This is a genomic window from Chryseotalea sp. WA131a (assembly GCA_025370075.1).
Classification (GTDB): domain Bacteria; phylum Bacteroidota; class Bacteroidia; order Cytophagales; family Cyclobacteriaceae; genus ELB16-189.
Map to the genome: position 1 here is coordinate 3,539,204 of CP073016.1, position 25,799 is coordinate 3,565,002.

Sequence of the window (25,799 nt, forward strand, 5' to 3'; positions counted from 1 at the left end):
AAAACGAAACAAAATGAAAAAGACAATTTTAGCAATGACGCTGCTCTGGTTTGGTCTGGAGGGCCATGCGCAAACAGGAACGGTGGTTATCAACGTGCAGCAAATTCAGGCTAACAAAGGCGGTGAAATCTCTGCCGGTATTTTTAAAAAGGAAAATTTTCCGAAAGTAGGTAAACAAATGATCGGCACGGAAAGGCCAGTGACCGGAAGCTCGATGCAAATTGTTTTTGAAAAAGTCCTTGCTGGAGAATATGGGCTGGTGGCATTTCAAGACATCGACAAAAACAAAGACCTGAAGACAAATTTTGTGGGCTTCCCAAAGGAGCCAATTGGCTTTTCCAACGATGCAAAAATCAAACTTGGTCCGCCTGATTTTGAGGATGCAAAGGTAAAAGTGGAAGCCGGAAAAACACTTACGTTAACTATTACGCTAGAATAATTTGATCATGGCTGGAATTCATTTCAATAAAACAAAGACGTGCGCACTTGTTTTTTTATTTTTACTGGCAACCTCAATTGTCGCGCAGGCGCAATTTGCTAAAAAAGGACTTCGTTTGGGAGCAATAGTAGGCACCAGTATAAATAACTTTAGTTCAACATTTGGCTCAACAGCGGTTCAACCCAACTTTAATGCATTTGCTCTTGGGGCGGGCGCCAATTACCTTTCTAACCGTTTGATACTCGGTGGAGAATTTTATCAACTGAATGGCAACCAATCGAGCGCTACGGAGTCGATACAGTTTATTGGCGCAGTTACCACAGTTTCTTTTGGGTATTGTTTATTGGAGAGAAAAAACACGCGTTTGGAAACTTCTTTAGGGTTCGGATTCTCCAATAATCAAATTATCAGTCAAGACAAGCAAAACACGCGCTTTCAAAATGTGATCAATAATCAACTACTGTTAAATCCCAGTCTTTCCATATATCAGAAAGGCGCCAATAACTTATGCTTTGGATTGAGGCTTATTTACTCGGTCGGTACTGGCGGAGAATCGGCTTGGAAGTATCAGTCAAGCGAGCTTGAATCAGGCTTTAAAAGTAATGTAAATGCTTTCTCATTTCAGCTTTCTATCGGAGGAATTGTTGAATTTGCGAAAAAATGAAAAAGCAATTAGCATGAAGCAATTTATTGAAACGATTTATCACAGGAATGAAATCCTGTTCTATTTTGGACTTATCAATGTAGTGGTTGCGGTCTGTTTCTTCGTGTTGACGCAAACAACCAGCACTCAAGTAATGGGCATTAGCGCGTGGTACAAACCCACCAAGTTCGCGCTTTCCACCTTTCTTTATTCTTGGGCAATGGCTTGGTTTATTTCTTATCTGCCTTCCTTTAACATAACCATCTTTAGTTGGTCAGTGGTAGTTCTCTTAGGATTTGAAGTTGCCTACATCGCATTTCAAGCTGGGCGGGGCCAGCTTTCTCATTACAATGTAAGCACCCCAATGTATTCAGCGCTTTTTTCTATGATGGCATTGGCTGCTACGTTAGTTACTCTTTACACAGCTTATGTCGCAGTCTTGTTCTTTGCAAATAAATTCACCTCACTTCCAAATTACTATTTGTGGTCAATCCGATTAGGTCTCATCATCTTCGTACTATTTTCATTTGAAGGTTTTGCGATGGGTTCGCGCCTATCGCATACCGTGGGCATCGAAGATGGAAGCAAAGGAATTCCATTCCTAAATTGGAGTCTTAGCCATGGTGACTTACGCATCGCACATTTCATTGGTATGCATGCCTTACAAGTGCTGCCATTGCTTTCGTTTTATATATTAAGAAATACAAAGGCTACCATTTTTGTAAGCATCCTTTACGGGTTGCTTGCCTTATCCGTGCTGATACAGGCATTAAACGGTACATCCATCTCTAAAACATTCAACCATCCATAGCATGCAACTTTCTGCTAGTGAAAAAGAACGATTAAAAAATAATTACGGCCCTTGGGCAATCGTGAGCGGAGCTTCCTCTGGTATCGGTCTCGAAATCATTGAACGATTGGCCGAATCGGGCCTTAACCTCATAATCCATGCTCGTAGCGAGAACATACTTCAGGGAATAGCAAAGCGACTAACTTCTACTCACAACATTGAAGTAAAAGTGGTAGCGTCTGATATTTCAGAACAAGCAGGTATTCAAAAATTGATTGAGACCACACAATCGTTGCCCATTGGTTTGCTGGTTGCCTCGGCTGGCTATGGCACCTCCGGAGACTTTATTCACACTTCGGTGCATGCTGAAATTAATATGCTGCGACTGAATTGCGAAGCATTACTAACACTCACCCATCACTTCGCGCAGAGATTTGTTGCGCAAAAAAGAGGAGGTATCATTTTGATGAGTTCCATGTTCGCTTTTCAGGGTGTGCCGTACTCCGCAAACTATGCCGCTACCAAAGCGTATGTACAATCGTTGGCTGAAGCACTCGCTGAAGAATTGAAACCACACGGAGTAGATGTGTTGGCAGCTGCACCCGGGCCGGTGGCCAGTGGCTTTGGGCAACGCGCGAATATGAAAATGAATATGTCGCTCACGCCACAGCAAGTGGGTATTCCGATTTTAAAAGCATTGGGAAGAAACACAACTGTTTTACCTGGTTTTCTCACCAAATTTTTAGTGTATTCACTGCGCACGGTTCCAAGATGGGGTAAAGTAAAAATTATGAAAATAGTAATGGGCGGAATGACGGAGCATCAGAGAACGAAGGAGAACGTAGACTGATCGTGATAAGTACAGTAAAAAGAGCACTTTACTTCATTTTTAGGATATCATCAATCTTTAGTTTGAATGTTTGTCCAATGGGCAGCTCGGTATCGCCAATGAACAATCGGTTGCCTTCTAAGGAGTGAATAAAATGGATCGCCACGAGGTAGGATTTATGTATTCTTAAAAACTGATCTTTTGGCAATGTCCCCTCTAGTTGTGTAAGTGTTTCTTGGGCAATTATGGTTTTATCAAGGGCATGTACCTTCACGTAGTTTCCATATGCTTCGAGGTATCTTATTTCGGTGAAGTTCACTTTGAAAATTTTTCGATCCGATTTTACAAAAAGAAAGTTGCGTGCTTTTGTATCAGCTATTGAAACAGGGACAGGGCTGTCCATTTGTTCAGCGGGGATTACTTTATCAATCGCTTTTAAAAAGCGATCAAATGCGATCGGTTTGATTAAATAATCAATCACCCCAAACTCATAACTTTCCAGCGCATGTTCCGCGTAAGCAGTAGTTAAAATTACCTTTGGTGGATTCTTGAGAATTTTTAAAAGCTCGAGCCCAGAAAGCTCAGGCATTTTTATATCCAAGAAAAGCAAGTCAATGGGCTGTTTTCGCAGTATGTTACTAGCTTCAATGGCATTTGAACAAACACCGTTCAATACTAATGAATCAACGTGACCAATAAATTTTTGAAGTATTTTTTGCGCCAGAGGCTCATCATCTACTATCAGTGTTTTGATTTTGCTCATACCATACTCAATTGAAGATTGACACTAAATTTAGTTCCATCGTTTTCAATAATTAGTTGATGGTTATTTGGATAAAGCAAATGAAGCCTCCGCTTTACATTCTCTAATCCTGTGCCTGTACTTTCAGTTGACCGATTAGTTGCCCGGCTGTTCTCAATAAAAAAGAAAAGTTCGTTTTCTTCAATCCTAAGCTGACTGTGTAGGTAGGCATTTCCGGCTGTGGCATTGATGCCGTGTTTGAACGCATTTTCAATAAAGGGTATTAAAAGAAGTGAGGCTATTGTTTTTTGTTGCGGCTCTCCCACTACTTCAAAATCAATCGTTGCACGATTATCAAGTCGTAGTTTTTCTAATGCCAAATAGTTATTTATAAAGTCTATTTCAGACTGCAAAGATGATCTCTCGTGCTTACTGGTTTCCAACATATACCGCATCAATTCCGATAGTTTAACAACAATGGCGGGGGCTTGATCTGATTTTTCAAGTGTAAGTGAATACAAATTGTTTAGCGTGTTGAACAGGAAATGCGGATTGATTTGTGCGCGCAATAATTGAAGTTCTGCCTCCAGTTGTTTAGCTGCTAATTCCTTTTCTGCCAGCTGCCGCTTAATACCTAGCCTGATCATTTTTAATGCACTCGTGATAATGACGAACGCACTAAGGTTAACTACATTTTGCAAAACGGTTGTTTTGTCTTTAAATAAATAACCCGTAAAATAAGTCATCGCAATTGCGGTAACTGCCAGTAAAGCGACCAAAGCAAACAAGTACATTATATACTTTTGCCGTTCTAGAAATTTAGCCATCAACAAGTACATATTAGTGTAGGCTGCGATGGCACAAAAAAATAGTATAGTGATTAAAAAGCTAAAAAAATCTTTTCCCATTTCGCTAGATGGGATCGTAAACAAAAACAGCAAGAAAAACCCTCCCCAAAAATAGAAGTGCAATAAAATTCGATTTGTCAGGATTGTTCCTACTGCGTTAAAGCGAGGCTTTGTCATTCATCAAAAGTAACGGAAAAAAACAAACCAAGTAAAGTTGCATGACCAACCTATCCGATTGCCTGCCCAACCTATTCAGTGGAAGGGCAAACCTGTTTACCCATCTTTTTCTTTCATTAATCATTGGCAGCGGCAAGTACATCATTCTTTGTTTGCGATTCTAAACGAAGCCTCTACTCTTGCCGTAAGATAATTCAAACAAATAAATCTAGTTATGAAAAAAATCGCATTGTCAACAGTCTTTTCATTTGCAATCCTTTTGGGGTTTGCTCAAAACAGTGGTTCAACTAAATCCCCTTCTAAACAAAAAACATCAACGGTATATTATAGCCTCTTTTGGGGTTTAATTAAATCCAAAAATTATAAGAGGGATGAGATTGAGTCCAAAAAAATTAAGATTGAACCCATAAGAATCACAACCAATACGTATGATTCATTAGATAATAATTATGAAATGAAGCAAGCCCTTTGGGGAGCAATTCAATGGACACAAAAAAAGAGGCCAACCAAAACCAACTAATTCTAATGAAAGCAACAGTTAAAAAACAAATGGCAAGCACACTAAAAAAAGTGGGGCGAGGAGTGCATCTAGTTGGATTTCTTGTGTTTCCCTTGTTCAATTTTGCACAAAGTAAAAATGAGAGAGTAACCAATTTATCGGGCCAGTGGGTAAGTGAAAATGTACACTCTATTAAACTGAATACAGACGAATTGAAAGACCTGGAATTTCTTAAGAATGAAGTTGGGAATAAGCGAATTGTAGCTATCGGTGAGCAGACCCACAATGATGGAGCTACTTTTCAATTGAGAGGTAAGATGATTGAATATTTGATTGAGGAGATGGGTTTTGAAGTTATTCTTTTTGAGGCTGGCATGTTCGATCTGCATTATGCCAATGAATCTGTGAAGCGATCTATGCAAATAGATAGCCTACGTAATGGAATTTTATGGTTTTGGAAAAATGCCAATCAGCATGATCATTTGTTTGCCTATTTACAGCAACAGCTTCAAAAGGGAAAAGAGTTGGAATTTGGAGGATTCGATTGTAAACTCACCTCTTCTTATGGAAGAAAAAATGGTCATTATGCCAATATGTTGAAAGCGTTGGTTAAAACATTGGATAGTCAGTTTTTCTCCTCCGCTGATTTTGTTTCCTACCTCCATGTCTGGGATAGAATAGACGCGGACATGAAAAAGGGAGGCCTAGGCTCGTTCTCATTTAAAATGAATGCACGTGAGCAAGCAGACTTTTTAAAGCAAAGTCAATTCATTCAGCAATGGCTTTTTAACAAAGGCCAATTAGAATGGGCGCAAATGGTAAATACTATAGATAAAGGCATAGTACTTTATGCTGATTTTAGTATTGGAAAAGCGTTGTTCAATAAAGAATGGTTATTAAATCTAAACAACGGGCGCGATAGTTTGATGGCGGAAAACTTACAGTACCAACTGGCCACGAAATACGCCAATAAAAAAGTGATTTTGTTTGGTGCTACGTATCATTTCGCAAGAAACATTCAAACCATAACACCTTCAAAAGTACGAGGTTTACGACTTGATAAATCTGTGACCACAGGCGGTATTTTACATCCGATGTTTCATAACGAAATTTACACCATTGGTTTCACTGCTCATGAAGGCACTTATGGATACGTTAAAAAAGGAGGAAAGGGAAAATCTGTAAAAAAGGCATCATCGAAAAGCTTGTCTTATCAACTCGTCAACCAAAAATACGATGCCGCTTTTGTGCCACTAAAAAACATTAGTGCCGACAGTCAGTATTGGTCTAATGGAGCAATCATTCGGTTTCTGGATTATAAAACTGATACCGCAGCACCCGATTGGAGTGCTGTAATGGATGCGGTAGTTTATATAAAAACCATGACGCCTATTACGTATTAAAGAGTTCAACATCAAAAAAAACAAAAATGCAAAACGATCCTTTTATACTACAATCCTATCGCAAAACACTAAATCCGCTTTATCATTCATCGTATAATGGGCAGCGGAGTATGTTATTGAAATAGCACTTGCTGAGAAAAATTACTAATAATCCCATTATGAAAGCCCTAGTAACCATTACAATCATATTTTTTTCGAACTTAGTCCATGCGCAAAACATAAACTCGAACCAAAAGGAAAAAACGCCTGAACAACTTTCAGAAGTAATTTTTGATCATATCGAATTTAACAAAGATGATGTTACTTCATGGGTTTTTGACATAGTAGATACTGATAGTTTAAAGTTGGTTAAACTCAGCAATGCAGTTACATTTTTAGGACTGACACCCAACGGCCCCGTACGTTTTGAAAAAGATGCTTCCCTTCAATACCCCGATGCCTTTGTACTTGAAACCGCTGAAATAGCTAATTACAATCAAGAAGGTTTGGCTGCCAGAATAACATCGTTGAGGAAATCGTTAAAGAAATTAAATGTGATATTAGGGCGAGTTGGCTACAGTAAAAAAAAGGAAACAAATGCTAAAGTGAGTGGTCAATTAATTAAAAAGGAAAAACCAATAGGAGACAACTTACTACTTAGTGGAATCATCAAACACGGTGGCTCACCATTACCCTATTCAACTATTGGCATTCGAAAGACAACTTTGGGTACTGTTAGCGATGCAGAAGGCAAATTCAAACTAAACATTCCCAAAGCCTTGTTTAATGAAATCTTAACAGTTTCATACGTAGGTTATGAGGATAAAAATATAAGTATTTTAGACATCGACAATGCCACTGAATTGATAGTAGAATTGAATGAAAATATAACTGAGCTAAAGGAGGTTGTTGTTTCAGCCAAGCCTCTGAAAAAAACTAAAAGATTAGTATTGGGACAAGAAAAAGCGGGCAATAAGTTTGGTTGGGTTCAAGGAACAGGTGCTGGAGCTGAAGCAGCCAGACTAATGAAACTGCTTAACAAAAAAATACTTTTAAAAACAGTTAGTATATATGTTGATAACCCAAAAGAGGAAAAATTTACCTTATTGGTTAACATTTATGAGCAAGATACTGTGACAAAGTTGCCCGGAAGGCAATTGCTTAAAAAGATCATGATTGTAAACTCAACAGTTAAACAGGGTTGGCTTGATGTCGATCTGAACTACCAAAATTTAGTTTTAGATAAACCATTTTTTGTGTCTTTTCAATGGCCTAACCAAGACATTAAGATTCCATTCGTTGGCATAGGTGGTTCTAAAGCCTATACACGAGCTTCCGCTTTTGGGCCATGGAAAAATTCAGGAGATTTTGATTGGGTGATAAAAGCCGAAGGAATAGTCTTAGATTGATATTATGAACATGGCTATTGAAAAGTGCTTTGACAAAGAGAATTTAAATACGCTAGTAAGAGACTGCAAGTTTGTGAAGCGTGCAACAAATTATTATGTATTTTCGTTTTCCCATCTTGGGGGAGAAGGAAAATAGTAGGGTATAGAATTATTTTTCAAAAGTAGTCAAATCATCTGTTAAGATTTTTTATATCATCCGCTTTTAAGCTATGTCTAATTTACTCCCTCCCAATTCAAGAAAGGCTTGTATCTGCCACCCTAAAAATCATCCAATACATGTGCTGCTGCTTTAAATTTAAAATAGTGTGACGCTCTTGACCAAAATCATTACCAGCTTGCCGAAAAAATATGTTTGATCAAAGATGTAAGTAAAATATGCTACCAATTAAAAACTCATCAAAAAGAACTATCCAATTTTTATTCCTTTTAGTTTTTTTTAATCCAACCAAGTTACGCGCAAATTGTTGAGTCTTGGGTTGACAATAAAGGGGGATTTCTCGACAGTATTCCAATAGCATACACAAACGGGAGAATTTATGTAAAGCTAAAAATTGGACAAGATACTACCCAGTATAGATTTTTGCTGGATACGGGTGCCCCTTGTAACGTTGACGAAAACTTAAAACCGCTTTCGAATAGGAGGCGGTTTTTTGTTGTTAACCCACAGAAAACGAATACATCTTTTTATACTCCATTGGGGTAAGCCCCGTGTATCGTTTAAATATATCACGGAAATAGTTTAAATCTTCATAGCCAGATTTATACGAAATCTCCTTAATATTTTCTTGCCCTTCTTCCAGTAGTTTTTTTGCGTGTTCCACCTTCACACGTTGAATGTATTCAGAAGGAAGGTTCCCCGTTGCAGCCTTGAAACGTCTGATAAATGTGCGCTCACTCATCAATACTTCATCTGATATAGTTCCGACCGTGAGTTTCTCTTGTGCATGAGCTTCAATAAAGTCTTGCGCCTTCAATATCTCTGTATCTTGATGTGACTTTTGAACGGAAAAAATGGAATAAGAATTCTGCGAAATCTTCCCTTTGTCAACCAAAAACATTTTTGCACAGTAATTTCCTAGTTCTTTCCCGTAGTATTTTTCTACCAAGTAAATGCACAAATTCATAAAAGATAAGGTAGCACCACCCGTCACAATCTTGCCATTATCAACAATTATTTTTTCGTCTAATAATTTTACTTTGGGAAACATCATTCTGAAATAGTCAGAAGCAAACCAGGAAGTAGTCGCTTCTTTACCATCTAACAAACCCGTGGCGGCTACAAAGAAAGCGCCTGTGCACGTACTGCAAATGGCTGCTCCTTTCTTTTGTTGTTGCAATATCCACTGGACAAGGGTTGGATATTTTTGCACAAGTTCGGCCATATTGCCAACAGCCGCAGGCACTACCACTAAATCAGCCTTCTCAAAGGGAAGAAGGGAAGCATGGCAAACCAACTGATACCCATTGCAATTGATCGTTTTGCTTTTTTCTGCTGAGGCCAGGATTACCTCAAACGTATTTTTCTTTTTCTTTTGTGGAGATAGCTGATTGCTAAATGCCTGCGAGTAGTTTAAGATGTCCATAATGCCCAACACAGAAGTGGGCACATTAGCGGAGATAACAGGGACTATTACTTTCATGTGTTACGAATAAGATGATGGCAAATATATCTATTTGCGTATATGAATCTGCCATGTGGCAAAATTATCCTGTGGGGTTGTCCGTTTACCCATGCTTATCTGATTGTATGATGCCCCACCTTTGTAACACAAAAAACTATTTATGAAAACGACAGACAACAGTTTAAGCTGGTTCGAGATTTCAGTAGCTGAAATGCCTCGGGCGAAAAAATTTTATGAGTCAATCTTTGGTCTTGCATTGGCCGATGGTGAAGTGGCTGGCACACAGATGGCGTTCTTCCCTACCGATGGAGGCAATGGAAAAATAGGAGGCGCATTGGCGCAAGGCCCTTTCCATAAACCGAGTATTGATGGAAGCAAAGTGTACCTCAACGCAAACCCCAACCTTTCAACGGTGCTTGACAAAGTGGAGAAATCAGGTGGTAAAGTAGTGTTGCCTAAAACTTCTATTGGCGACTTTGGCCACATGGCATTCTTTATCGATTCAGAGGGTAACGTAGTAGGACTTCATTCTAACAACTAACAGAAAAACAATATGGACAAAATCTTAAACTTGGGTAGATGGATCTTCCCAATTTCCTTTATCATGTACGTGGGCTTGCATTTTGGTAAACCCGATGTGGGCGCTGCCTTTGTGCCCGATTATATTCCTTTCCCCTATTTTTGGAATTACTTTACGGCCGTGTGTATTATTTGCTTTATCGTTAGTGCATTAATAGGAAAGTATGATAAACTCGCGTATACCTCCATGGCATTGTATGTAATCCTAATGGGCTTACTCGTTCACCTGCCGCGCGCCATGGGCAATGAGCTTGGCATAGAAAATATGACCGCGGATTTGGCCCGCGAGAAGGAGTTAGAAATGGTGAACTTTTTCAGGAACGTTATGGTCACTGGCGCCTTGCTTGGGTTTGCAAGGTATGTTGCGAAAGACAAACGAATAATAGAATAACACCGACTGCCGAAATCATTTTTAAAATAGGGTTTAAATGGTAAGTGTCGTCCACGAACTGGACGACACTATATCAATCGATGCGCTGTATTATGTAAACTTGGACTTTTTGGGAGTGTTTGCCGGTTTGTTTGTGTTAAGCCACAATATCCGTCAACATTTTATCCAACTCGTTTTTGATTTGAAACGGGTTACTAGCGAATAACTCTTTCATCCGAAACTCAATCTCATCACAAGCTTCGTTTTTGGTGAGTTTTACAATTTCAGAAATGCGGTGTTGATAGCTCGCATTAAACAACATATTGTTTTTATCTACCAGGCCGCGGTCAATCATCACGCGAGCCTTCTTATTGCAGCGGCATGGATTTTTGGGATTGACTAAGCCGCACTTGCCGGAGATGTATTGCAACAAATCGGTTTTGGCGCGATGCAGTTTTACACGAAAATTGGCGGGTGTAGTGTCAAACAAATCGGCACCTAGTTGGTGGTCGGCACCAAATATTTCGCCAATAATATAAATCAAACGCTGCTCGCGGTGGAGGCACATGAGCATGGCTGTAGAACATAAAATGCGCACTTCTTCTACCTCCGCTTCTGAAATAGTATCATCTGCTTCTTCATTAAAACCTCCATAAGCTTTTGGGTTTTCTTCAATGAGTCTTTCTGTTTTCTTTTTGGGTGAATTCAAGAAATGATTGACAGCGATACGATAGAGCCATGTGCTAAACTGAGCGTTTCCCTTGAACGTGTTCAGACTGGTTACCACTTTTATGAGTACTTCTTGCGTGGCATCCAAGGCATCATCAGGATGGATAAACAGCCGGAGCGAAATATTGTAAATGTAATCTTGGTACCGTTTTATCAGTTGCTCAAGCGATTTTTTATCGCCCCTAATCGAGGCGGTAATCAACGCTTGGTCGGTTGGTTCGTTTGGTTTGGGTGTTAATTTCATGGCTTAGCAATGTGAAGGGGAGTATCGAAATACTCGGCTTCCATTTTTTGATTCGAAAAATAAGATACAGCTCTTTCTTTTGTTTCCCAAATGGTAAGCAGACTTGCTTTTCCTTTCTCATTTTTTATCGAAACGATTTTAATCAGTCCTTCTGCATTTTGTAGCTGGGCGGGACGGCCTTCACTAAGTGCTGCCCAAAAGGTGACGACCGATCCTCTAGTTGTTTTTAGTGTCTCCATTTTTTCGATTTCATAGTAGTCAACCTGTCCGCGTTGGCCGTATGACTTTTCGGTGCGCTCAAACCATTTTTCGGTAAACCAAGCCTGAGCTGCAGCTTTTGTATTCCAAAAATAGATTCCGCCAAAGAGTTTCTGGTTTTCTGTGAAACTATAAAACTTCTCTCCCAAACCATCAATGGCTTGGTATTCGGGAAATGATTTTTTCATTTTGCCCACCACCAGCGAACGCCACGCATACCACGGCTTTTTTACTTTAGTGATGACAAGGGTTTGGAAAGTAGTGCTATCAGCAGTTGGTTGTACTGCGTGGGTTTGGCTCGGGCTTGTGTCAGTGGCACAAGCAACAGCTTGCAAGGCGAAAACAGTCATGGCAATGTTAGTTAAAAGGTTCATATTGTTTTTTCCCTTTAGACCGATAATCGCGAATGTGTTACAAAAGTATTTTTGAGATGACGACTGAGTGCAGCCAGATTGCCATGCCGCAAACGCAGTGTTTTAAAGTGAAGGTTCACAAGCCAAAACCTCGCCCGTTTTAGCCGAGTTGTTCGTCTAAAGTAACGGCCCCAGACAACTAGACCGTTTTGTTAGAAAATGTTTTACTACTCCCAATCATTACAAAGATCCCCAAAAGGAGTAGTGGTATACTAAGTATTTGTCCCATGTTCAATGCGAGGTGCTCTTCAAATGCAACTTGATTCTCTTTCAAAAATTCAATTAGAAATCGTTGCAAGAATATCAAAAAGAGGCCGAGCCCAAATAGAAAGCCTTTGTACTTATTAACTTTCTGCGATCTCCAAATAAAGAATAGCAACACAGAAATGAACAAATAAAATAGTGCTTCGTAAAGCTGAGCAGGATGTCTGGGTGTTTGATCGATGCGAGAAAATATGAAGGCCCAAGGAAGTTGAGCAGGCGCGCCAATTATCTCGGAGTTTATCAAATTGCCAATCCGTATGAAGCAACCCAGTAAAGCACCGCATATAATTAATCGGTCTAGCATCCACAGATAGTCGTTTTTATATTTTCTACAGTAAATGTAAAGAGCTATTAGCGCTCCTACTGTTCCTCCATGGCTAGCAAGACCAGCAAGTCCTGTAAATTGCAATGTTGGTTCAATTCGTATGGGAAGAATCTCGATCGGATTGTTTAAATAGTAGGATGGATCGTAAAATAGAATATGTCCAAAACGAGCACCCATAATTCCACCTAACATGACATACAAGCTAGTTTTGTCAAGTTCTTCCGTTGCAATGCCCTCGGTCTTGTAAATCAGCAGCAAGACTTGATATCCGAGCATCATACCGACTGCCCAACAGAGACCATACCATCTGAAAAATTCAATCCCATCAACTATTTGTGGATCAATATCCCAAACTACATACGAAATCATCCTCCCTGACAGCTAATGATTAAGACTGTAAACATCAACGTGTTGATGAGGTACCTATGCGTGTTGTTTACACGCACCTCTTCGGCTCGTTCTATGATGAATAGGATTTCATCCTTGTCTATTGATGGCATGGAATTCAAAAATCGAAACTGTTGCCACGCTGGTTTAAGACTGTTTAAATTCATAATGCTGACTTTTAAATTTGGCTTTTAGTTCTGCTTTCACTCGATTCAATCGGGTGCTTATGTTCGTAGGAGTGAAGTTCAAAATGCTAGAAATTTCTTTGTTCTTGTAACCCTCCAGATAGAGGATCACAATGGCTTTATCCACGTCTTTTAATGATTGAATGACCATGTGCAGAAGTTCCATGTCACTATCTGCCATAGCGGTCGAAAAAGACAGTTCGTAAGCGCCAATAGATTCAGTAGCGATTGTCCTCTTTTCTTTCCTGATTTTAGAGAGCAGCGTGTTAAGGCTTACGCTATAAATCCAAGTGCTTATTTCTGAACTTCCTCGAAACGTTTCGAATGATTTCCAAAGCTGCAGAACAATGTCTTGAAAAGCATCTTTCTGATCGTCTTGACTAGCATAATAGGCTTTGCAAAGACTTTTTATAATGCCTCGATGTACGTCTAGCGTCTGAATAAATTTTCTTTTTTGAAGTTCCAATTTTTGCTTGGGTCTTTATTGCATTAGTAGCCTAATTTTAAGAATTGTCACACGCGCACACATTTTTTATTAGGTAAATTGCACTAACATAAAGAATCGTAAATCAACCTTGCGAACTTCTTATTCACGCTCAGTCCTTTTTCATACCAGTCTGTATTCTTTCAATTTGTGCTAAATGTCTTTTTATATGATTAATGAAGAATTGAAAAGTGTCACCCAATTTAAGTGTAATAAAGCTTGAAATTGAAGTTGGAATTTTGACTTTATTCAAACTCACTTTTCTGGATTGGTTTAGCAATTCTAAAAGGTTAATTTGTTGATTGATAAACGTGTCGATAACACTTTTATCCAGTGTAGCATTCAGCGGATTCTTGTCTTTAAATGTTTTCATTTTGTTGAGCTTTTCTTTGGGCAACATACTTTTTGCAAAGTAACTCCCTAAAAATCCACTTTTAAATTCAAGCTCCGCTTTGGTAGTTGAGCTTTTTATAGTTCGTTCTATCTCAGGTAAGTAAAAGTCGCCATATAAATTCAAATGCGTTAAGCATTCTAATATATTCCAACTCAGCTCATTTTCCCTCCATGTTAATGTCTGAAAATCATAACTCCTAAGCTGTTCAACTTGGTTTATGATTTCTCTCGTCTGCTCTAAAAGCGATTGTATTAATTTTTCGGATTGCATAGTTTAAATTTTATGCAAGGTCTGCGAAGTATTTTTCAAAAGTCTTGATTGAAGTCAAGACTTTTTCAGTCGCGATAAGGTTTCGGCACTCATTCTCAAATAGTTTGCAATGTGCCGGTTAGGAATTTCCTGAAATAGTTGCGGACTTCTCTTCAAAACCCGTTGATATCGTTCCTTCGGGGAATTTGTAAGGAGATCAACTTCCCTTTCCATTTGTTGCAGAATTAGACTTTCTAAAATATTCGTCCACAAATTGCTGTTCACCGCTGTTTTGAAAAAGGTGTCGATTTGTTGTTTGGTTACAACTTTTACGGTAGTTTTTTTAATTGCCTGAATAAAGAAATCGGAAGGTTTACCCGTTAGAAAAGAGTCTAGCGAAACGATTAAGTTTTCCTTGTAACCGAACCTAATTGTCTGTTCTTCATATTCGTCTAAAATGAAGACTCTTAGGCTGCCACTTTCTACATAATATATGTTCGTGTCGATGCTACCCTTCACTTTAAGAAACTCGTTTCTACCGATGGTGATGGCTTGGTTAGAAAGCTCAACAATTTCTTTCATTTTTTATTTGTAAGGAGTTTCTCTCTTTGCGGCATTCAAATTAGCATAAAAAAGTAGTTTTAGTTTGATGATCGATGAGATAAAACAACGAAACAGACTCAACATGAAAATTACATTTTTCGGAAGGCTTCAAACTAGTTTTAAGTACTTTGATAGACACCAAACAGATTTGAAATGACGATTACAGGCTTCGTAACGTGGAAAATAAGAGAGGATAGAGAAGGTTTGAGAATAATTGCGAACCATTGTGTTGTGCGGAAAAGGAACTAAGGCTAAGAATATGTTTGGAACTAATTTTTCAAAATCTATAATTAAACTTTGCTTTAAATGTTAAATAATTTAGTGTTTTTATATTTGCCACTAACCACCCGTTCTTTTTAAATTGAAGGAAAATTAGTAAAATTGAATTTTAAAAGTCAGTACAGTTTATGAAAAAAAGATATACTTGTTTTGTTGGTTGTCGTTTTGTTTTCACATTCGCCTTTATTGCGGTGCTAGGCGTTTCTGATATCTTGAGCCAGGAAGCTACAAGCATCCGGTTTTATGCACACCCCGGCTTCGACTATTTTACAAACCCAAGTCAGAACTCCTCTTCTCCCTATTTTCGCGGGGGGGCCTTTGGTGCTATTTATTACCTCTAAGATAAATGATAAAGTTTCGGTAGCGGGTGAGTTAAATATGCATTACATGGCGACTACTGGGGCAGAAATGGAATTGGAAAGAATGTATATCAAATATGATTATCGGAATTACTTGAATTTCTCCCTAGGGCGAATGTATAGCCCGATTGGATTTTGGAACGTTAATTACAATTTTGGTTTGATTTTACAACCTAATATTTCTCGTCCACGAATTTTAAACCCAACCCATGACGGAGGTTTTATCCAAACGCGTGACATAGGGCTTCAACTAGGCGGGGATAACATTGGTAAAACTGGTTTCTTCTACCGAGTCTTTCTTTCAAATGGAATCGGACGAAATGGAGGGCTTTTAGGTGTACCCTACAAATTAGGCTCGCAATTATCTTACACAGTTCAATTGGGTATCGAACCGATTGAAGGTCTTCGCATATCAGCTTCCGGGGTATTAAATGATTTACCGTTGGGGAGTCTTACCCAATTTGACGATCCCGTACCAGAAGCTATGAAAAGCACTCTGTTAACGGCTAGTATTTCGCACATGAGCATCGATAAAAAGTTTGAGTTCATTGCCGAAGGCTATTCTAATACCCACGACTACTCTCAACGGCCAGACAAGAATCTAACGGGAGCCATTGTTTATATGGGCTATAAGGCGAATTCAAAAGTTGTGCCTTATCTTTTTGCCGAATTTTTAGATTTCCCAACAGGTGATGATTACTACCCAAACCCTAACCCATATACCAAACAGAATTACGGTAGTTCGAGTGAATATAATTTAGGTCTTCGCTATCGGGTCAGTAGTAACTTGGTTGTGAAGGGTGAATTGGCCGCCTTTAATCAAGATCAATTTGGCTGGAGTAGTGGCATAAAAACTCAGGTAGCAGTAGGATTTTAACGAATAGTAAAAAGACTAATTTAACGTATATGAAAAAGGCAGTTTCTTTTTTGATTCTAAGTCTGATATTCTTTCTTTCCCCAAATCATACAATTTCAAAAAGCCCACCAGCATTGGAGTTGGCGGTTATTGTGCACAAAGATAATCCTATTGAAAAACTCTCGATCACTGAAGTTAGGCTTTATTGGATGAAGCGAGGTACTCAAAAATCGTGGCCTGGATTAAAAACAACGGTACTTCCTGTTGATCGCAAAGGAAATATTGCAGAGAAGACTTTGTTCTATAAGCATATAATAAAATTGAGTGAGGCAGAAGTAGACTCTTATTTTGCTGCAAAACAATATCAAAACAGCGAGCCACCTCCAGTGAAGTTGAATTCTGATAATGAAGTAATCGAATATGTGGCCAATAATAAAGGCGCTATTGCCTTTGTAAAGGCCTCTTTACTGACGGATGAAATTCGGTCGCGAGTAAAGCTAGTTACTTCCATTAGCGAGTGAACCGATGAAATATAACTGGCTTCAACTTGAGACGAAAATGGTCAATGAGCAAGAATGCTTGCTGAGTAAAGCCACCAGCTAGCTACGCCTGTAAGTCCTCTGCGTGCTTAGATGCTCGTTTCTCGTACCTTTTTCGAGCGAGGAAGGCCATACTTGACAGGATTGACCAAGAAATAAGATTTCTTCAATATATTTGTCTAAAGTCAAGCATATGAAAAAACTTATTGATGCAATAATCTCCGCTAAAGCAAACGGAAACAGCTTTCAAGAAATGAACTACACCATGAAGCTGATGCTGAAAGGTATACCCGTAAAAAGCATAACCGATGAAACGCCAAATGACCCTATTATTTTAGAGAAAATTTACCAAGCAGCCAAAGAGTTTAATGTGATGATACCTAGCGTTTCGTCTAATTGATAACTTGTTTTCTTCGCACGTTCTATTTTTAAAGCGCATCAAAAAAATTTAAACTCTCCATTATGAAATCAAAAACAGCGTTCTCAACGGATACTTCAGTAAGCAGATCGGTTCACGACATAACCGAACAATTGAAAGATGTAAAACCAACGCTCGTTCTATTTTTTGCCAGTTCCATTTATGACCCTACTGAGTTAAGTGCCCAAATGGCATTGGCTTTTCCCGATTCCGTTGTTGTAGGATGTTCCACTTCGGGTGAAATCACCTCTGGTAAAATGTTAGACAACGCGCTGGTGGCAAGTGCGTTTTCATCGGAAGTTATTGAAGACTTAAACATACAAGTAGTTGAAGGAATAAAGGAAAACAGCATAATCGGCCTTGATACCGCGTTTGCAAAATTTGAAACGTATTATGGCGAACCGTTGGCTACACTAGACTTTACAAAGTATGTGGGGATGGTGTTATTCGATGGCCTCTCGGGCGTAGAAGAAGAAATCAATGACTTAATTGGAAATAGAACCAGTGTATCTTTTGTTGGCGGCTCAGCCGGTGATGATCTCAAATTTAAAAACACGTATTTGTATGCCAACGGCAAGGCGTATCAAAACGCGTTGCTCCTTATCCTTATTAAGCCAGCCAAAGGGTTTACAATATTGAAAACCCAGAGTTTCAATGTTACCGATAAGGTATTAACGCCTACTAAAGTAAATGAAGCCCAAAGACGCGTAATAGAATTTGATCGCAAGCCTGCCAGTCAGGCTTATGCCGAAGCAATTGGAGTTAAAGAAGAAGATTTAGCAAAGTATTTTACAAAATACCCATTGGGCGTGGTACTTGATAATGCCGACCCGTTTGTTAGAAGTCCGCACACGAAGGAAGGTACCGATATTTTGTTTTTCTGCTCGCTGAAAGAAGGATTTGGACTTAATATCTTAGAAGGTCGCGACATAGTAAAAGAAACCAAAATTGACTTAGAAAAAACAAAAGCCGATTTTGGGGAAATTTCTGGCATAGTAAACTTCAATTGCATTTTGCGCACGCTTGAATTGAAAGACCAGAAAAGAACCGAAAACTATGGCGAACTTTTTTCAGATATTCCAACAGTTGGTTTCAGTACTTATGGGGAAACCTACATTGGTCATGTAAATCAAACGGCAACTATGCTTGTTTTAAAATAATTCAAGCCATCTTTCTGCCGACAGATATCTTCTTTGAAGCAATCCAGTTTGCCATTTTACATAACTAGTTTCCCTTTTTTCCAAACTAGTTCCCTGTGTTGGAGGAGTATAAATAAGACTCTGTAAACAGGTTGAAGTTAGTGTTTGCCTCCTCTGCTTTTGGAGGCAGTTTCTGGTGTTATTCCGTAGGCGATAGACAGAATCCTCAATCACCCACAGTATAAAGAGCAGCCATAAATAACTAAATTGGCCATGTAATTTAGAAAATCGTATGGCGGCATTAAGCTGGAATGAGATAAAAGATAGAGCACTAAAATTCTCAAAGGAATGGGCAAACACTCAAAATGAAGAAGCCGATGCAAAGCCATTTTTAGTAGAGTTCTTTAATGTATTTGGAGTAAGCCGCAAGAAGGTGGCAACCTTTGAGGAAAGGGTAATGAAACTTGACGAGCACGATGGCTATATAGATCTATTTTGGAAAGGCACCTTGGTAATAGAAATGAAAAGTCGCGGCAAAAACCTCGACAAAGCATTCACGCAAGCAAAAGAATATCTGCATGGAATTAAGCAACATGAACTACCCAAGTACATTCTTGTATCTGACTTTGACATAATAAGGCTACACGACCTTGAAGAAACAAAAGTCATCGAATTCAAACTAAAAGATTTTGTTAACAATATTCAACACTTTGGCTTTATAGCAGGTTATCAAAAGCGCACATACAAAGAGCAAGACCCTGTAAATATAAAGGCAGCAGAGTTAATGGGTAAGCTGCACGACCGACTAAAAGAAATCGGCTATGAAGGACATCCCTTGGAAATCTACCTTGTCCGCATTCTGTTTTTACTCTTTGCCGAAGACACCACCATATTTGAGAAGCAGCAATTTCAGGAATTCGTTGAGCAACGTACCTCAGAAGATGGAAGCGATTTAGCTGCTAAACTTCAGGAACTATTTCAAGTTCTAAATAACCCAATTGAAAAGAGGTTTAAAAATCTTGATGAACAGCTTAACGCTTTTCCTTACGTAAACGGAAAATTGTTTGAAGAAATGTTGCCAAGTGCAAGCTTTGATTCTAAGATGAGGCAAAGTCTATTAGAATGTTGTTATCTAGATTGGAGCAAAATCTCCCCCGCCATTTTTGGTTCTATGTTTCAAAGCGTGATGAACCCCACAGAGCGGAGAAATTTAGGTGCTCACTATACAAGCGAAAAAAACATACTCAAACTTATAAAGCCGCTATTCCTTGATGAACTTTGGCAGGAGTTTGATACGATTAAAACCAATAAGAATAAGCTACCTGAATTTCATAAGAAACTCAGTCAATTAAAATTTCTCGATCCCGCGTGTGGTTGTGGTAACTTCTTGGTAATAACTTATCGCGAACTACGCCTTTTGGAGATTGAAGTATTGAGAGCGTTGAATAAAAACGGAACGGGTGTGTTAGACGTGCGCGAAATTATTTTGCTGGACGTTGACATGATGCACGGCATTGAGTACGAAGAGTTCCCCGCGCGAATAGCCGAAGTAGCCATGTGGCTGATAGATCATCAAATGAACATGGCAATCAGTAATGAGTTTGGTCAATACTTTGTGCGTTTGCCATTGAAAAAAGCGGCTAAAATTATTCATGGCAATGCCCTGACAACGGATTGGCAAAGTTTATTGAACCCAGTGAACACGATCAATATCATTGCCAAACATGCCAATATATTTTTAGTAGAAGAGCCAACTGCCGATTATAAAACACTAAACGTACAAACTGAAACCATTGAAATCCACAAGGGAAAAAGCCCAGCAATGGCCGAGGAAAGCAAGTTTGATTATATCATAGGCAACCCACCTTTTATTGGTTCTAAAATAATGACCCAATCTCAACGCGATTCGGTAGTAAGGGAATTTGACCATGTGCAAGGAAGTGGCGTCTTAGACTATGTAACTGCTTGGTACATAAAGGCGGCAAAGTATATCCAAGGCACGCGTACCAAAGTAGCGTTCGTGTCAACCAATTCAATTGTGCAAGGCGAACAAACAAGTATTTTGTGGGGGCAGATGTTGCATAAGTATAACATCAAAATTCATTTTGCGCACCGCACGTTCAAATGGAGCAATGAAGCCAAAGGAAACGCAGCCGTGTATTGCGTGATCGTAGGCTTTGCAGGTTTTGACACTCCAAACAAAAGCATTTTTGAATACGAAGACATTAAAGGCGAGGCCCATGAAATAAAGGCCAAAAATATTAATCCTTATTTGGTTGATGCCAAAGACTTGCTGATCGAAAAGAAGTCCAATCCTATTTGTAATGTACCTAAAATGAGTTTTGGTAATATGCCCTTAGATGGTGGCCACCTACTTCTTACAGATGAAGAAAAGAAAGAGTTTTTAAAAAGAGAGCCAGACGCCAAGAAATTTGTCAAACCATTAATCTCTGCATTCGAGTTTTTGAATGGTGAAAAAAGATGGTGCCTTTGGCTAATAAATGCAGAGCCAAGCGAATTAAAGAGACTACCTGAAGTATTAAAAAGAGTAGAGCTTGTTAAGAAGTTCCGTTTGGCAAGTGTTGCGCCCTCTACACAAAAATTTTCGACAAGCCCAACACTGTTTCGCGATAGAAACCAGCCATCCACTTATATATTAGTACCGAGCACAACATCGGAAAATAGAAAATACATTCCAGTAGGCTTCTTTGGTAAAAATGACATTGCTAACAATAGCTGCCACATAGTTCCAAACGGAACTCTATTTCATTTTGGTATTCTCACGTCCGAAATGCACATGGCTTGGGTTAGATCTATTTGTGGTAGGTTGGAGAGTCGCTTTCGTTATTCCAAGGATATTGTTTACAATAACTTCCCTTGGCCGCAAGATTTACCGAAGCAAAAAATTCAAGGAGTTGAAAAATTAGCACAGCAGGTATTAAAAGTGCGTGAGCGTTATCCTGATAGCTCATTGGCCGATTTGTATGATCCACTCACTATGCCAACCGATTTGGTTCACGCCCATCAAGAGTTAGATAAGTTTATTGAAAGTTGCTATCGCCCTTTACCATTTTCATCCGAAGCAAAGCGCATGGAATTCCTATTTGAACTCTACGAAAAATATACGGCAGATTTGTTCACCAAAGAAAAAGTGAAGAGAACAAAAAAAAAGGTTTGAGGCGAGAGATAAACTGCGGCTTAAAGGAACTTCAATAACAAAGCAAGCAGTGATTTTTTTGATTTAGATGACACCGCGGCAGACATTGCGGATAGCAACGCGCTAATAATAAGATTATCCGAATTTTAACCCCTGCCCTGAAAAGTCTTCTATTTAAATATTAGATGTGCTCTGCAGCGTTTGTTACTTATTGATTAAAAGAATAGGGTTTGTTTACGACCCTCATTATTCGACATCTTTAAAAATTCAAGCACACTTAGAAATTTACGAGGATGACCTTGTTACATCACTAATTGAGCTCATTTCACAGAATCTGCCGTTTTGAATTGCGCCTTCTGTTAATTACTTTAGCTCAATGAGTTTTTCCACTGAAGATGTATTTAGAATTCTAGGATTAGTGCAAGGTCTAGGAGTAGGTCTTGCACTTATTTTCTTTAAGCGAAAGAACGTTTCCCTTTTATTCTTAGGCATTTTTCTTATTGCCTTTACGGCTCCATCTTTATCTTGGCTGATTCGAAACGCTGGGGGTTTAGAGCTATACCCGCGCTTACTTTTCCTCCCGATTGGATTTTATTTTTTAGTAGCTCCGCTACTATATATATATGTGAAGAGTTTAGGCACAAAATTCTCACGTAAATTGCTTCTTGCTCATTTAACATTGGGATTAATTGAATTTGGATTTCTATTCGTGCTTTTTTTGTTGCCTCCAAAATTGGCACGGACCTGGTGGAGTAGTATAAATGAGATAATTGATTTTGTTTACGGGGTTTTTCTAAACATTTATTCACTGGTTTATCTGATATCCACTATCGTGATCGTTAAAAAATTTAAAAGAAAGAGCCTTAATTTTTATTCCAACACTCAAAAAAGGTTACTTCGTTGGATTCTCTTTACAACAAGCATTTTAATCATCGTTTACCTTTATCAGTTGTCAACAGCCTACTTCGTTATCAACGATATTTCAAGAAATACAATCTTACTGGTTGATAGTTTATTGGCTGTCATATTTATCTATTGGGTTTCCATTGCTGGTATTCGCCAAACCACATTAGGATTTGCCTCCTTAGAGGTAGCCGATGAACCTAATTCTGAAAGTGAAAAATCGGATGTCACATTTGCAGAGTATGAAAAATTTACAGAAGAGATCCGTCATGATAAAATTTTTGCCAACCCAGATTTAACAATTGCCGATTTAGCAGCGCAACTTAAAACCCCGGCCAAACGGCTATCGAAAATGATTAATCAATACGGAAAAGTGAATTTTAATCGGTTTATTAATGAACTTCGTGTGGAAGAAGCCAAGAACCTTTTGGTCAATCCCAAAAACGATCACTTAACAATCGAAGGCATCGGGTATCAGGCTGGATTTAAATCAAAAACTGTTTTCAATACGTTTTTTAAATCAACCGTAGGCATCACTCCGAGTGTGTACAAAAAGAATCATCGTTCCATCCCAAGTTAAATGTCGTTCGAAATCCTGATTCCGAACGATTCATAATTCGCCTATGCGTTCATTTGATCGTTGAAAGGAAAACTAAAAGTTAAAAATGTATGAAAGCAATTGTTAAGGTAATGTTAACAGTTTGGGTCGCAAGTGCATTCTTGTTTACTTCTTGCGAGTCGGATGATTCAAAAGTAGACAATCAAAATCCTGAGATAGTGTCCGTTGTTCCTGATCAAGCCGCTGTTGGAACTTCGGTTCTCATTACGGGAAAGAACTTCTCTACTACTTTGTCTAATAATTCTGTCAATTTTGGTAGTGTGAGTGCCACCATCACAGCTGCCACTGCCGTTTCATTAACCGTTACGGTTCCGGCTGGTGCTACTTCGGGAGCCATTACAGTTAAAGTGGGTTCAAAATCCACTCAATCGAAAATTGCGTTCAGCGTTTTAGACGATAAGAAACCTGTAATCGTATCTACCAGCATTAGCTCCGGTTTTTGCGGATATGAAGTAACCATTTCCGGTTCTAATTTTTCAGCAACTCCTTCCGATAATATTGTAAAATTTAATGGGAGTGTTGCCACAGTATTACAAGCATCTTCTACCAGCTTGTTGGCACGCGTGCCTCCATTAGCTAGTACAGGAAACATTACTGTAGAGGTAGCAGGGCAAGTAGCCAACGGTCCATCTTTTCAACTGCCGCCCGCCTTTACACTTACCAGTATTAAAGACACCCAGGTAGGGGTCTTGGATCAACCAAATGGGATTGTAATGGATTCAGATGGAAATTTTTATGTAACAGATTATAATTTATCACAAGTCAATAAAATTACACCAAGTGGAATCGTGTCACGCGTGGCGGGGCAAAATTATATTGGAAACAACTCCAATCTGGGTACAGAAGATGGCCCTGTTGCAACGGCTACACTAGCGTTTCCCAACGGGCTTAGCTTCGATAAAAAAACGGGCGATATCTATTTCTTAAACTCAACTAACGTTAAAGACAATGGCGCACTTCGTAAAATAACGCCCTCGGGAATTGTAAGCACCATTGCGAAAGGGTTTTATAATCCTACAGGAGTCGTGCAAGACGATGCCGGAAATTTTTATGTGGCAGACTATGGAAACTTTTGCGTGAAAAAAGTAACCCCGTCTGGCACCGTCAGCATTTTGGCAGGTAGCGGATCCCCAACTTTGGCGGGCGCTCTAAATGCCACTGGAACTGCCGCGCGATTTACATTGATCAACTCCATTGCCATTGATGCGAAGGGAACTATTTATGTAGCCGAATGGGGATCTCTGGGAATAGGTTCTGGGTCTATTCGAAAAATCACTTTAGCTGGCGAAGTAAGTACCTATTACACGCATCCATCAACCGCCTTTGTGGAGATGTTTGAAGTAGCTGTTGACGCTGCAGGGAATGTGTATGCCTCCGGAGAGTTTACATCAGGAAACAAAACCAGTTATTTCCTCCATCAAATAACGCCAACCGGAAATGTGAAGCAAATGGCCTTTAGTACCATTAATAGTGACGGTACTTATTTGGCTGACGGTTGCACGATTCCATTTGGAAGGGTAGCCGGTATTACGGTAGATGAGAAAAATAGAAAACTGATTTTGCTGATTGATGGAATAAAGCAACTGAATACAATACCGATGTAACTCAAAACTTGTTGATTTGATTCCGAATTAACTAACGTTTCCTGATCTTCAACAGCAATGCTTTTGGAATTGCCCACCTCCAACGAATTCCTTTGTTCAAAAACAAACTATACCCAAGGAGGTGTAAAAAACTGACATTTTTTATTATTTGTTTTGAAAATGCCTTGTAGTAGGTAACATTACAGTATGGTTTTTCTTCCTTCTATCAGGCCGAGGCATGAACTTGATCCGTATGTAAAGAACTTCCTCCTTTCACACGTAAATCTTAGGGATGCACGGGCCGATCAACGATTAAGACCGGTTCCACCGGATGCCAACCAATCGCTTTTTTTCTATCCACGCAGCCACGTGAACGTAATTGTAAACAGTACGGGAGAAAGACGTAAATCTGCTTCAAGTATTTTTGTTGGCAACCAAAACTCGCGGATAAACATTGAATTTGGAGACGACCATCTGATTATTCAAGTATGTTTCAAATCCGGGTTCTTATACCATTTATTGGGAATGCCAATACAAGAATTCAATCACAAAGAAATTAATGCGGAATTTCTTTCATCTCCCGAAATAAAAATCTTGAACGAACAGTTGGCGGAATTGAGTGATTACCGACAGATGATTGCCCTTATCGAAAACTATCTATTGCACCGCATTGCTTCTGTAAAAATAAAGACACGCCCTATTGACAAAGCCATCACCTATTTAAAAGATAACAGAGGGCAAGTATCGTTAGATTGGCTGGCAAATGAAGCCTGTTTGAGTGCGCGGCAATTTGAGCGCACCTTTTACGATCGAACCGGCATGAGCCCCAAATTCTTTGCCCGAGTAACGCGTTTTGACAACGCATTCAAATTGAAGACCGCGCAACCGTCAATGAACTGGTTAGCAGTGGCAGAGGCATCTGGTTATTTCGATTTTTCGCACCTGATGCGCGACTTTAAGCAGTTTGCAGAAGTGACCCCATCACTGCTGATGGCACAAGAGATGGCATCACCTGATGGCACATTTTTCATTCGGTAAACATTGTCAGTTTTTTACATCGACTGGTAAATGTAGCAACCATAG

The 25,799-nt window shown here is 39.2% G+C and carries 28 protein-coding genes; 18 read left to right on the top strand and 10 right to left on the bottom strand.

Annotated features, from left to right (window positions below; translation table 11 throughout):
* The first annotated feature begins 13 nt into the window (after positions 1 to 13).
* The 4 genes from KA713_16270 to KA713_16285 are packed head-to-tail and all read left to right on the top strand — an operon-like array spanning position 14 to position 2,722.
* Positions 14 to 439: a DUF2141 domain-containing protein gene (locus KA713_16270; protein ID UXE66003.1), complete on the top strand. Its 426-nt coding sequence runs from the start codon at positions 14 to 16 to the stop codon at positions 437 to 439.
* A gap of 7 nt (positions 440 to 446) precedes the next feature.
* Entirely contained in the window at positions 447 to 1,103 is a 657-nt protein-coding gene (locus tag KA713_16275; GenBank protein ID UXE66004.1) for a hypothetical protein, read from the top strand.
* A 13-nt stretch (positions 1,104 to 1,116) separates the two neighbouring features.
* Positions 1,117 to 1,893 carry a hypothetical protein gene (locus tag KA713_16280; protein UXE69161.1) on the top strand — a complete coding sequence of 259 codons (777 nt, stop codon included), beginning with the start codon at positions 1,117 to 1,119 and terminating at the stop codon, positions 1,891 to 1,893.
* 1 nt (position 1,894) lies between these two features.
* Positions 1,895 to 2,722: an SDR family NAD(P)-dependent oxidoreductase gene (locus tag KA713_16285; GenBank protein UXE66005.1), complete on the top strand. Its 828-nt coding sequence runs from the start codon at positions 1,895 to 1,897 to the stop codon at positions 2,720 to 2,722.
* A gap of 28 nt (positions 2,723 to 2,750) precedes the next feature.
* Here the strand turns inward: KA713_16285 and KA713_16290 are convergent, their stop codons facing one another.
* Together KA713_16290 and KA713_16295 are read right to left on the bottom strand one after the other, a co-directional pair.
* On the bottom strand, positions 2,751 to 3,464 hold the full coding sequence (locus KA713_16290) for a response regulator transcription factor (protein ID UXE66006.1): 714 nt from the start codon (positions 3,462 to 3,464) through the stop codon (positions 2,751 to 2,753).
* The gene (locus KA713_16295; protein UXE66007.1) at positions 3,461 to 4,270 is read right to left on the bottom strand and encodes a histidine kinase; all 810 of its coding nucleotides are present in this window, start codon (positions 4,268 to 4,270) and stop codon (positions 3,461 to 3,463) included. Before KA713_16295 ends, KA713_16290 begins: the two co-directional genes overlap by 4 nt.
* Positions 4,271 to 4,682: 412 nt before the next feature.
* On the opposite strand from KA713_16295, the gene KA713_16300 reads away from it, so the two are divergent.
* The 3 genes from KA713_16300 to KA713_16310 all read left to right on the top strand — a co-directional run bounded on the left by KA713_16300 (position 4,683) and on the right by KA713_16310 (position 7,758).
* Complete coding sequence (locus tag KA713_16300) at positions 4,683 to 4,988, top strand: hypothetical protein (GenBank protein ID UXE66008.1); 306 nt, start codon at positions 4,683 to 4,685, stop codon at positions 4,986 to 4,988.
* 5 nt (positions 4,989 to 4,993) lie between these two features.
* Positions 4,994 to 6,370 carry an erythromycin esterase family protein gene (locus tag KA713_16305; protein UXE66009.1) on the top strand — a complete coding sequence of 459 codons (1,377 nt, stop codon included), beginning with the start codon at positions 4,994 to 4,996 and terminating at the stop codon, positions 6,368 to 6,370.
* 128 nt (positions 6,371 to 6,498) lie between these two features.
* Positions 6,499 to 7,758, top strand: a complete 1,260-nt coding sequence (locus tag KA713_16310; GenBank protein UXE66010.1) for a carboxypeptidase-like regulatory domain-containing protein — start codon at positions 6,499 to 6,501, stop codon at positions 7,756 to 7,758.
* Between the two features lie 656 nt (positions 7,759 to 8,414).
* On the opposite strand, the gene KA713_16315 is transcribed toward KA713_16310, so the two are convergent.
* On the bottom strand, positions 8,415 to 9,398 hold the full coding sequence (locus tag KA713_16315; protein ID UXE66011.1) for a helix-turn-helix domain-containing protein: 984 nt from the start codon (positions 9,396 to 9,398) through the stop codon (positions 8,415 to 8,417).
* 142 nt (positions 9,399 to 9,540) lie between these two features.
* Here KA713_16315 and KA713_16320 point away from each other — a divergent pair, with 142 nt between their 5' ends.
* Positions 9,541 to 9,921 (top strand): VOC family protein, encoded by a 381-nt coding sequence (locus tag KA713_16320; protein UXE66012.1) that lies wholly within the window; start codon positions 9,541 to 9,543, stop codon positions 9,919 to 9,921.
* 12 nt (positions 9,922 to 9,933) lie between these two features.
* A complete protein-coding gene (locus tag KA713_16325) occupies positions 9,934 to 10,350 on the top strand; it encodes a hypothetical protein (protein UXE66013.1) in 417 nt (138 codons plus the stop codon).
* 136 nt (positions 10,351 to 10,486) lie between these two features.
* Here KA713_16325 and KA713_16330 read toward each other — a convergent pair whose 3' ends face one another.
* The 7 genes from KA713_16330 to KA713_16360 all read right to left on the bottom strand — a co-directional run bounded on the left by KA713_16330 (position 10,487) and on the right by KA713_16360 (position 14,843).
* Entirely contained in the window at positions 10,487 to 11,302 is an 816-nt protein-coding gene (locus tag KA713_16330) for an RNA polymerase sigma factor (protein UXE66014.1), read from the bottom strand.
* Positions 11,299 to 11,934, bottom strand: a complete 636-nt coding sequence (locus KA713_16335) for a hypothetical protein (GenBank protein ID UXE66015.1) — start codon at positions 11,932 to 11,934, stop codon at positions 11,299 to 11,301. Before KA713_16335 ends, KA713_16330 begins: the two co-directional genes overlap by 4 nt.
* Before the next feature lie 178 nt (positions 11,935 to 12,112).
* A complete protein-coding gene (gene lgt, locus KA713_16340) occupies positions 12,113 to 12,943 on the bottom strand; it encodes a prolipoprotein diacylglyceryl transferase (GenBank protein UXE69162.1) in 831 nt (276 codons plus the stop codon).
* Positions 12,928 to 13,116: a hypothetical protein gene (locus tag KA713_16345; GenBank protein ID UXE66016.1), complete on the bottom strand. Its 189-nt coding sequence runs from the start codon at positions 13,114 to 13,116 to the stop codon at positions 12,928 to 12,930. The genes lgt and KA713_16345 overlap by 16 nt, the downstream gene beginning before the upstream one ends.
* Positions 13,097 to 13,600 (bottom strand): sigma-70 family RNA polymerase sigma factor, encoded by a 504-nt coding sequence (locus KA713_16350; protein UXE66017.1) that lies wholly within the window; start codon positions 13,598 to 13,600, stop codon positions 13,097 to 13,099. Before KA713_16350 ends, KA713_16345 begins: the two co-directional genes overlap by 20 nt.
* A 130-nt stretch (positions 13,601 to 13,730) precedes the next feature.
* A complete protein-coding gene (locus tag KA713_16355; GenBank protein UXE66018.1) occupies positions 13,731 to 14,282 on the bottom strand; it encodes a DinB family protein in 552 nt (183 codons plus the stop codon).
* 54 nt (positions 14,283 to 14,336) lie between these two features.
* Complete coding sequence (locus tag KA713_16360) at positions 14,337 to 14,843, bottom strand: Crp/Fnr family transcriptional regulator (protein UXE66019.1); 507 nt, start codon at positions 14,841 to 14,843, stop codon at positions 14,337 to 14,339.
* A 428-nt stretch (positions 14,844 to 15,271) separates the two neighbouring features.
* Here KA713_16360 and KA713_16365 point away from each other — a divergent pair, with 428 nt between their 5' ends.
* The 9 genes from KA713_16365 to KA713_16405 all read left to right on the top strand — a co-directional run bounded on the left by KA713_16365 (position 15,272) and on the right by KA713_16405 (position 25,754).
* Complete coding sequence (locus KA713_16365) at positions 15,272 to 15,484, top strand: hypothetical protein (GenBank protein ID UXE66020.1); 213 nt, start codon at positions 15,272 to 15,274, stop codon at positions 15,482 to 15,484.
* Between the two features lie 46 nt (positions 15,485 to 15,530).
* Positions 15,531 to 16,379, top strand: coding sequence for a hypothetical protein (locus KA713_16370; protein UXE66021.1), 849 nt, complete (start codon positions 15,531 to 15,533; stop codon positions 16,377 to 16,379).
* Positions 16,380 to 16,408: 29 nt separating this feature from the next.
* Entirely contained in the window at positions 16,409 to 16,879 is a 471-nt protein-coding gene (locus KA713_16375; protein ID UXE66022.1) for a hypothetical protein, read from the top strand.
* 211 nt (positions 16,880 to 17,090) lie between these two features.
* Entirely contained in the window at positions 17,091 to 17,297 is a 207-nt protein-coding gene (locus tag KA713_16380) for a hypothetical protein (protein UXE66023.1), read from the top strand.
* Between the two features lie 62 nt (positions 17,298 to 17,359).
* Positions 17,360 to 18,475, top strand: coding sequence for an FIST C-terminal domain-containing protein (locus tag KA713_16385; GenBank protein UXE66024.1), 1,116 nt, complete (start codon positions 17,360 to 17,362; stop codon positions 18,473 to 18,475).
* A gap of 2,806 nt (positions 18,476 to 21,281) precedes the next feature.
* Positions 21,282 to 21,632 carry a DNA methylase gene (locus KA713_16390; GenBank protein UXE69163.1) on the top strand — a complete coding sequence of 117 codons (351 nt, stop codon included), beginning with the start codon at positions 21,282 to 21,284 and terminating at the stop codon, positions 21,630 to 21,632.
* Between the two features lie 355 nt (positions 21,633 to 21,987).
* Positions 21,988 to 23,094 (top strand): helix-turn-helix transcriptional regulator, encoded by a 1,107-nt coding sequence (locus KA713_16395; GenBank protein ID UXE66025.1) that lies wholly within the window; start codon positions 21,988 to 21,990, stop codon positions 23,092 to 23,094.
* A gap of 89 nt (positions 23,095 to 23,183) precedes the next feature.
* Entirely contained in the window at positions 23,184 to 24,737 is a 1,554-nt protein-coding gene (locus KA713_16400; GenBank protein ID UXE66026.1) for an IPT/TIG domain-containing protein, read from the top strand.
* A 186-nt stretch (positions 24,738 to 24,923) separates the two neighbouring features.
* On the top strand, positions 24,924 to 25,754 hold the full coding sequence (locus KA713_16405) for an AraC family transcriptional regulator (GenBank protein UXE66027.1): 831 nt from the start codon (positions 24,924 to 24,926) through the stop codon (positions 25,752 to 25,754).
* Positions 25,755 to 25,799 lie beyond the last annotated feature (45 nt).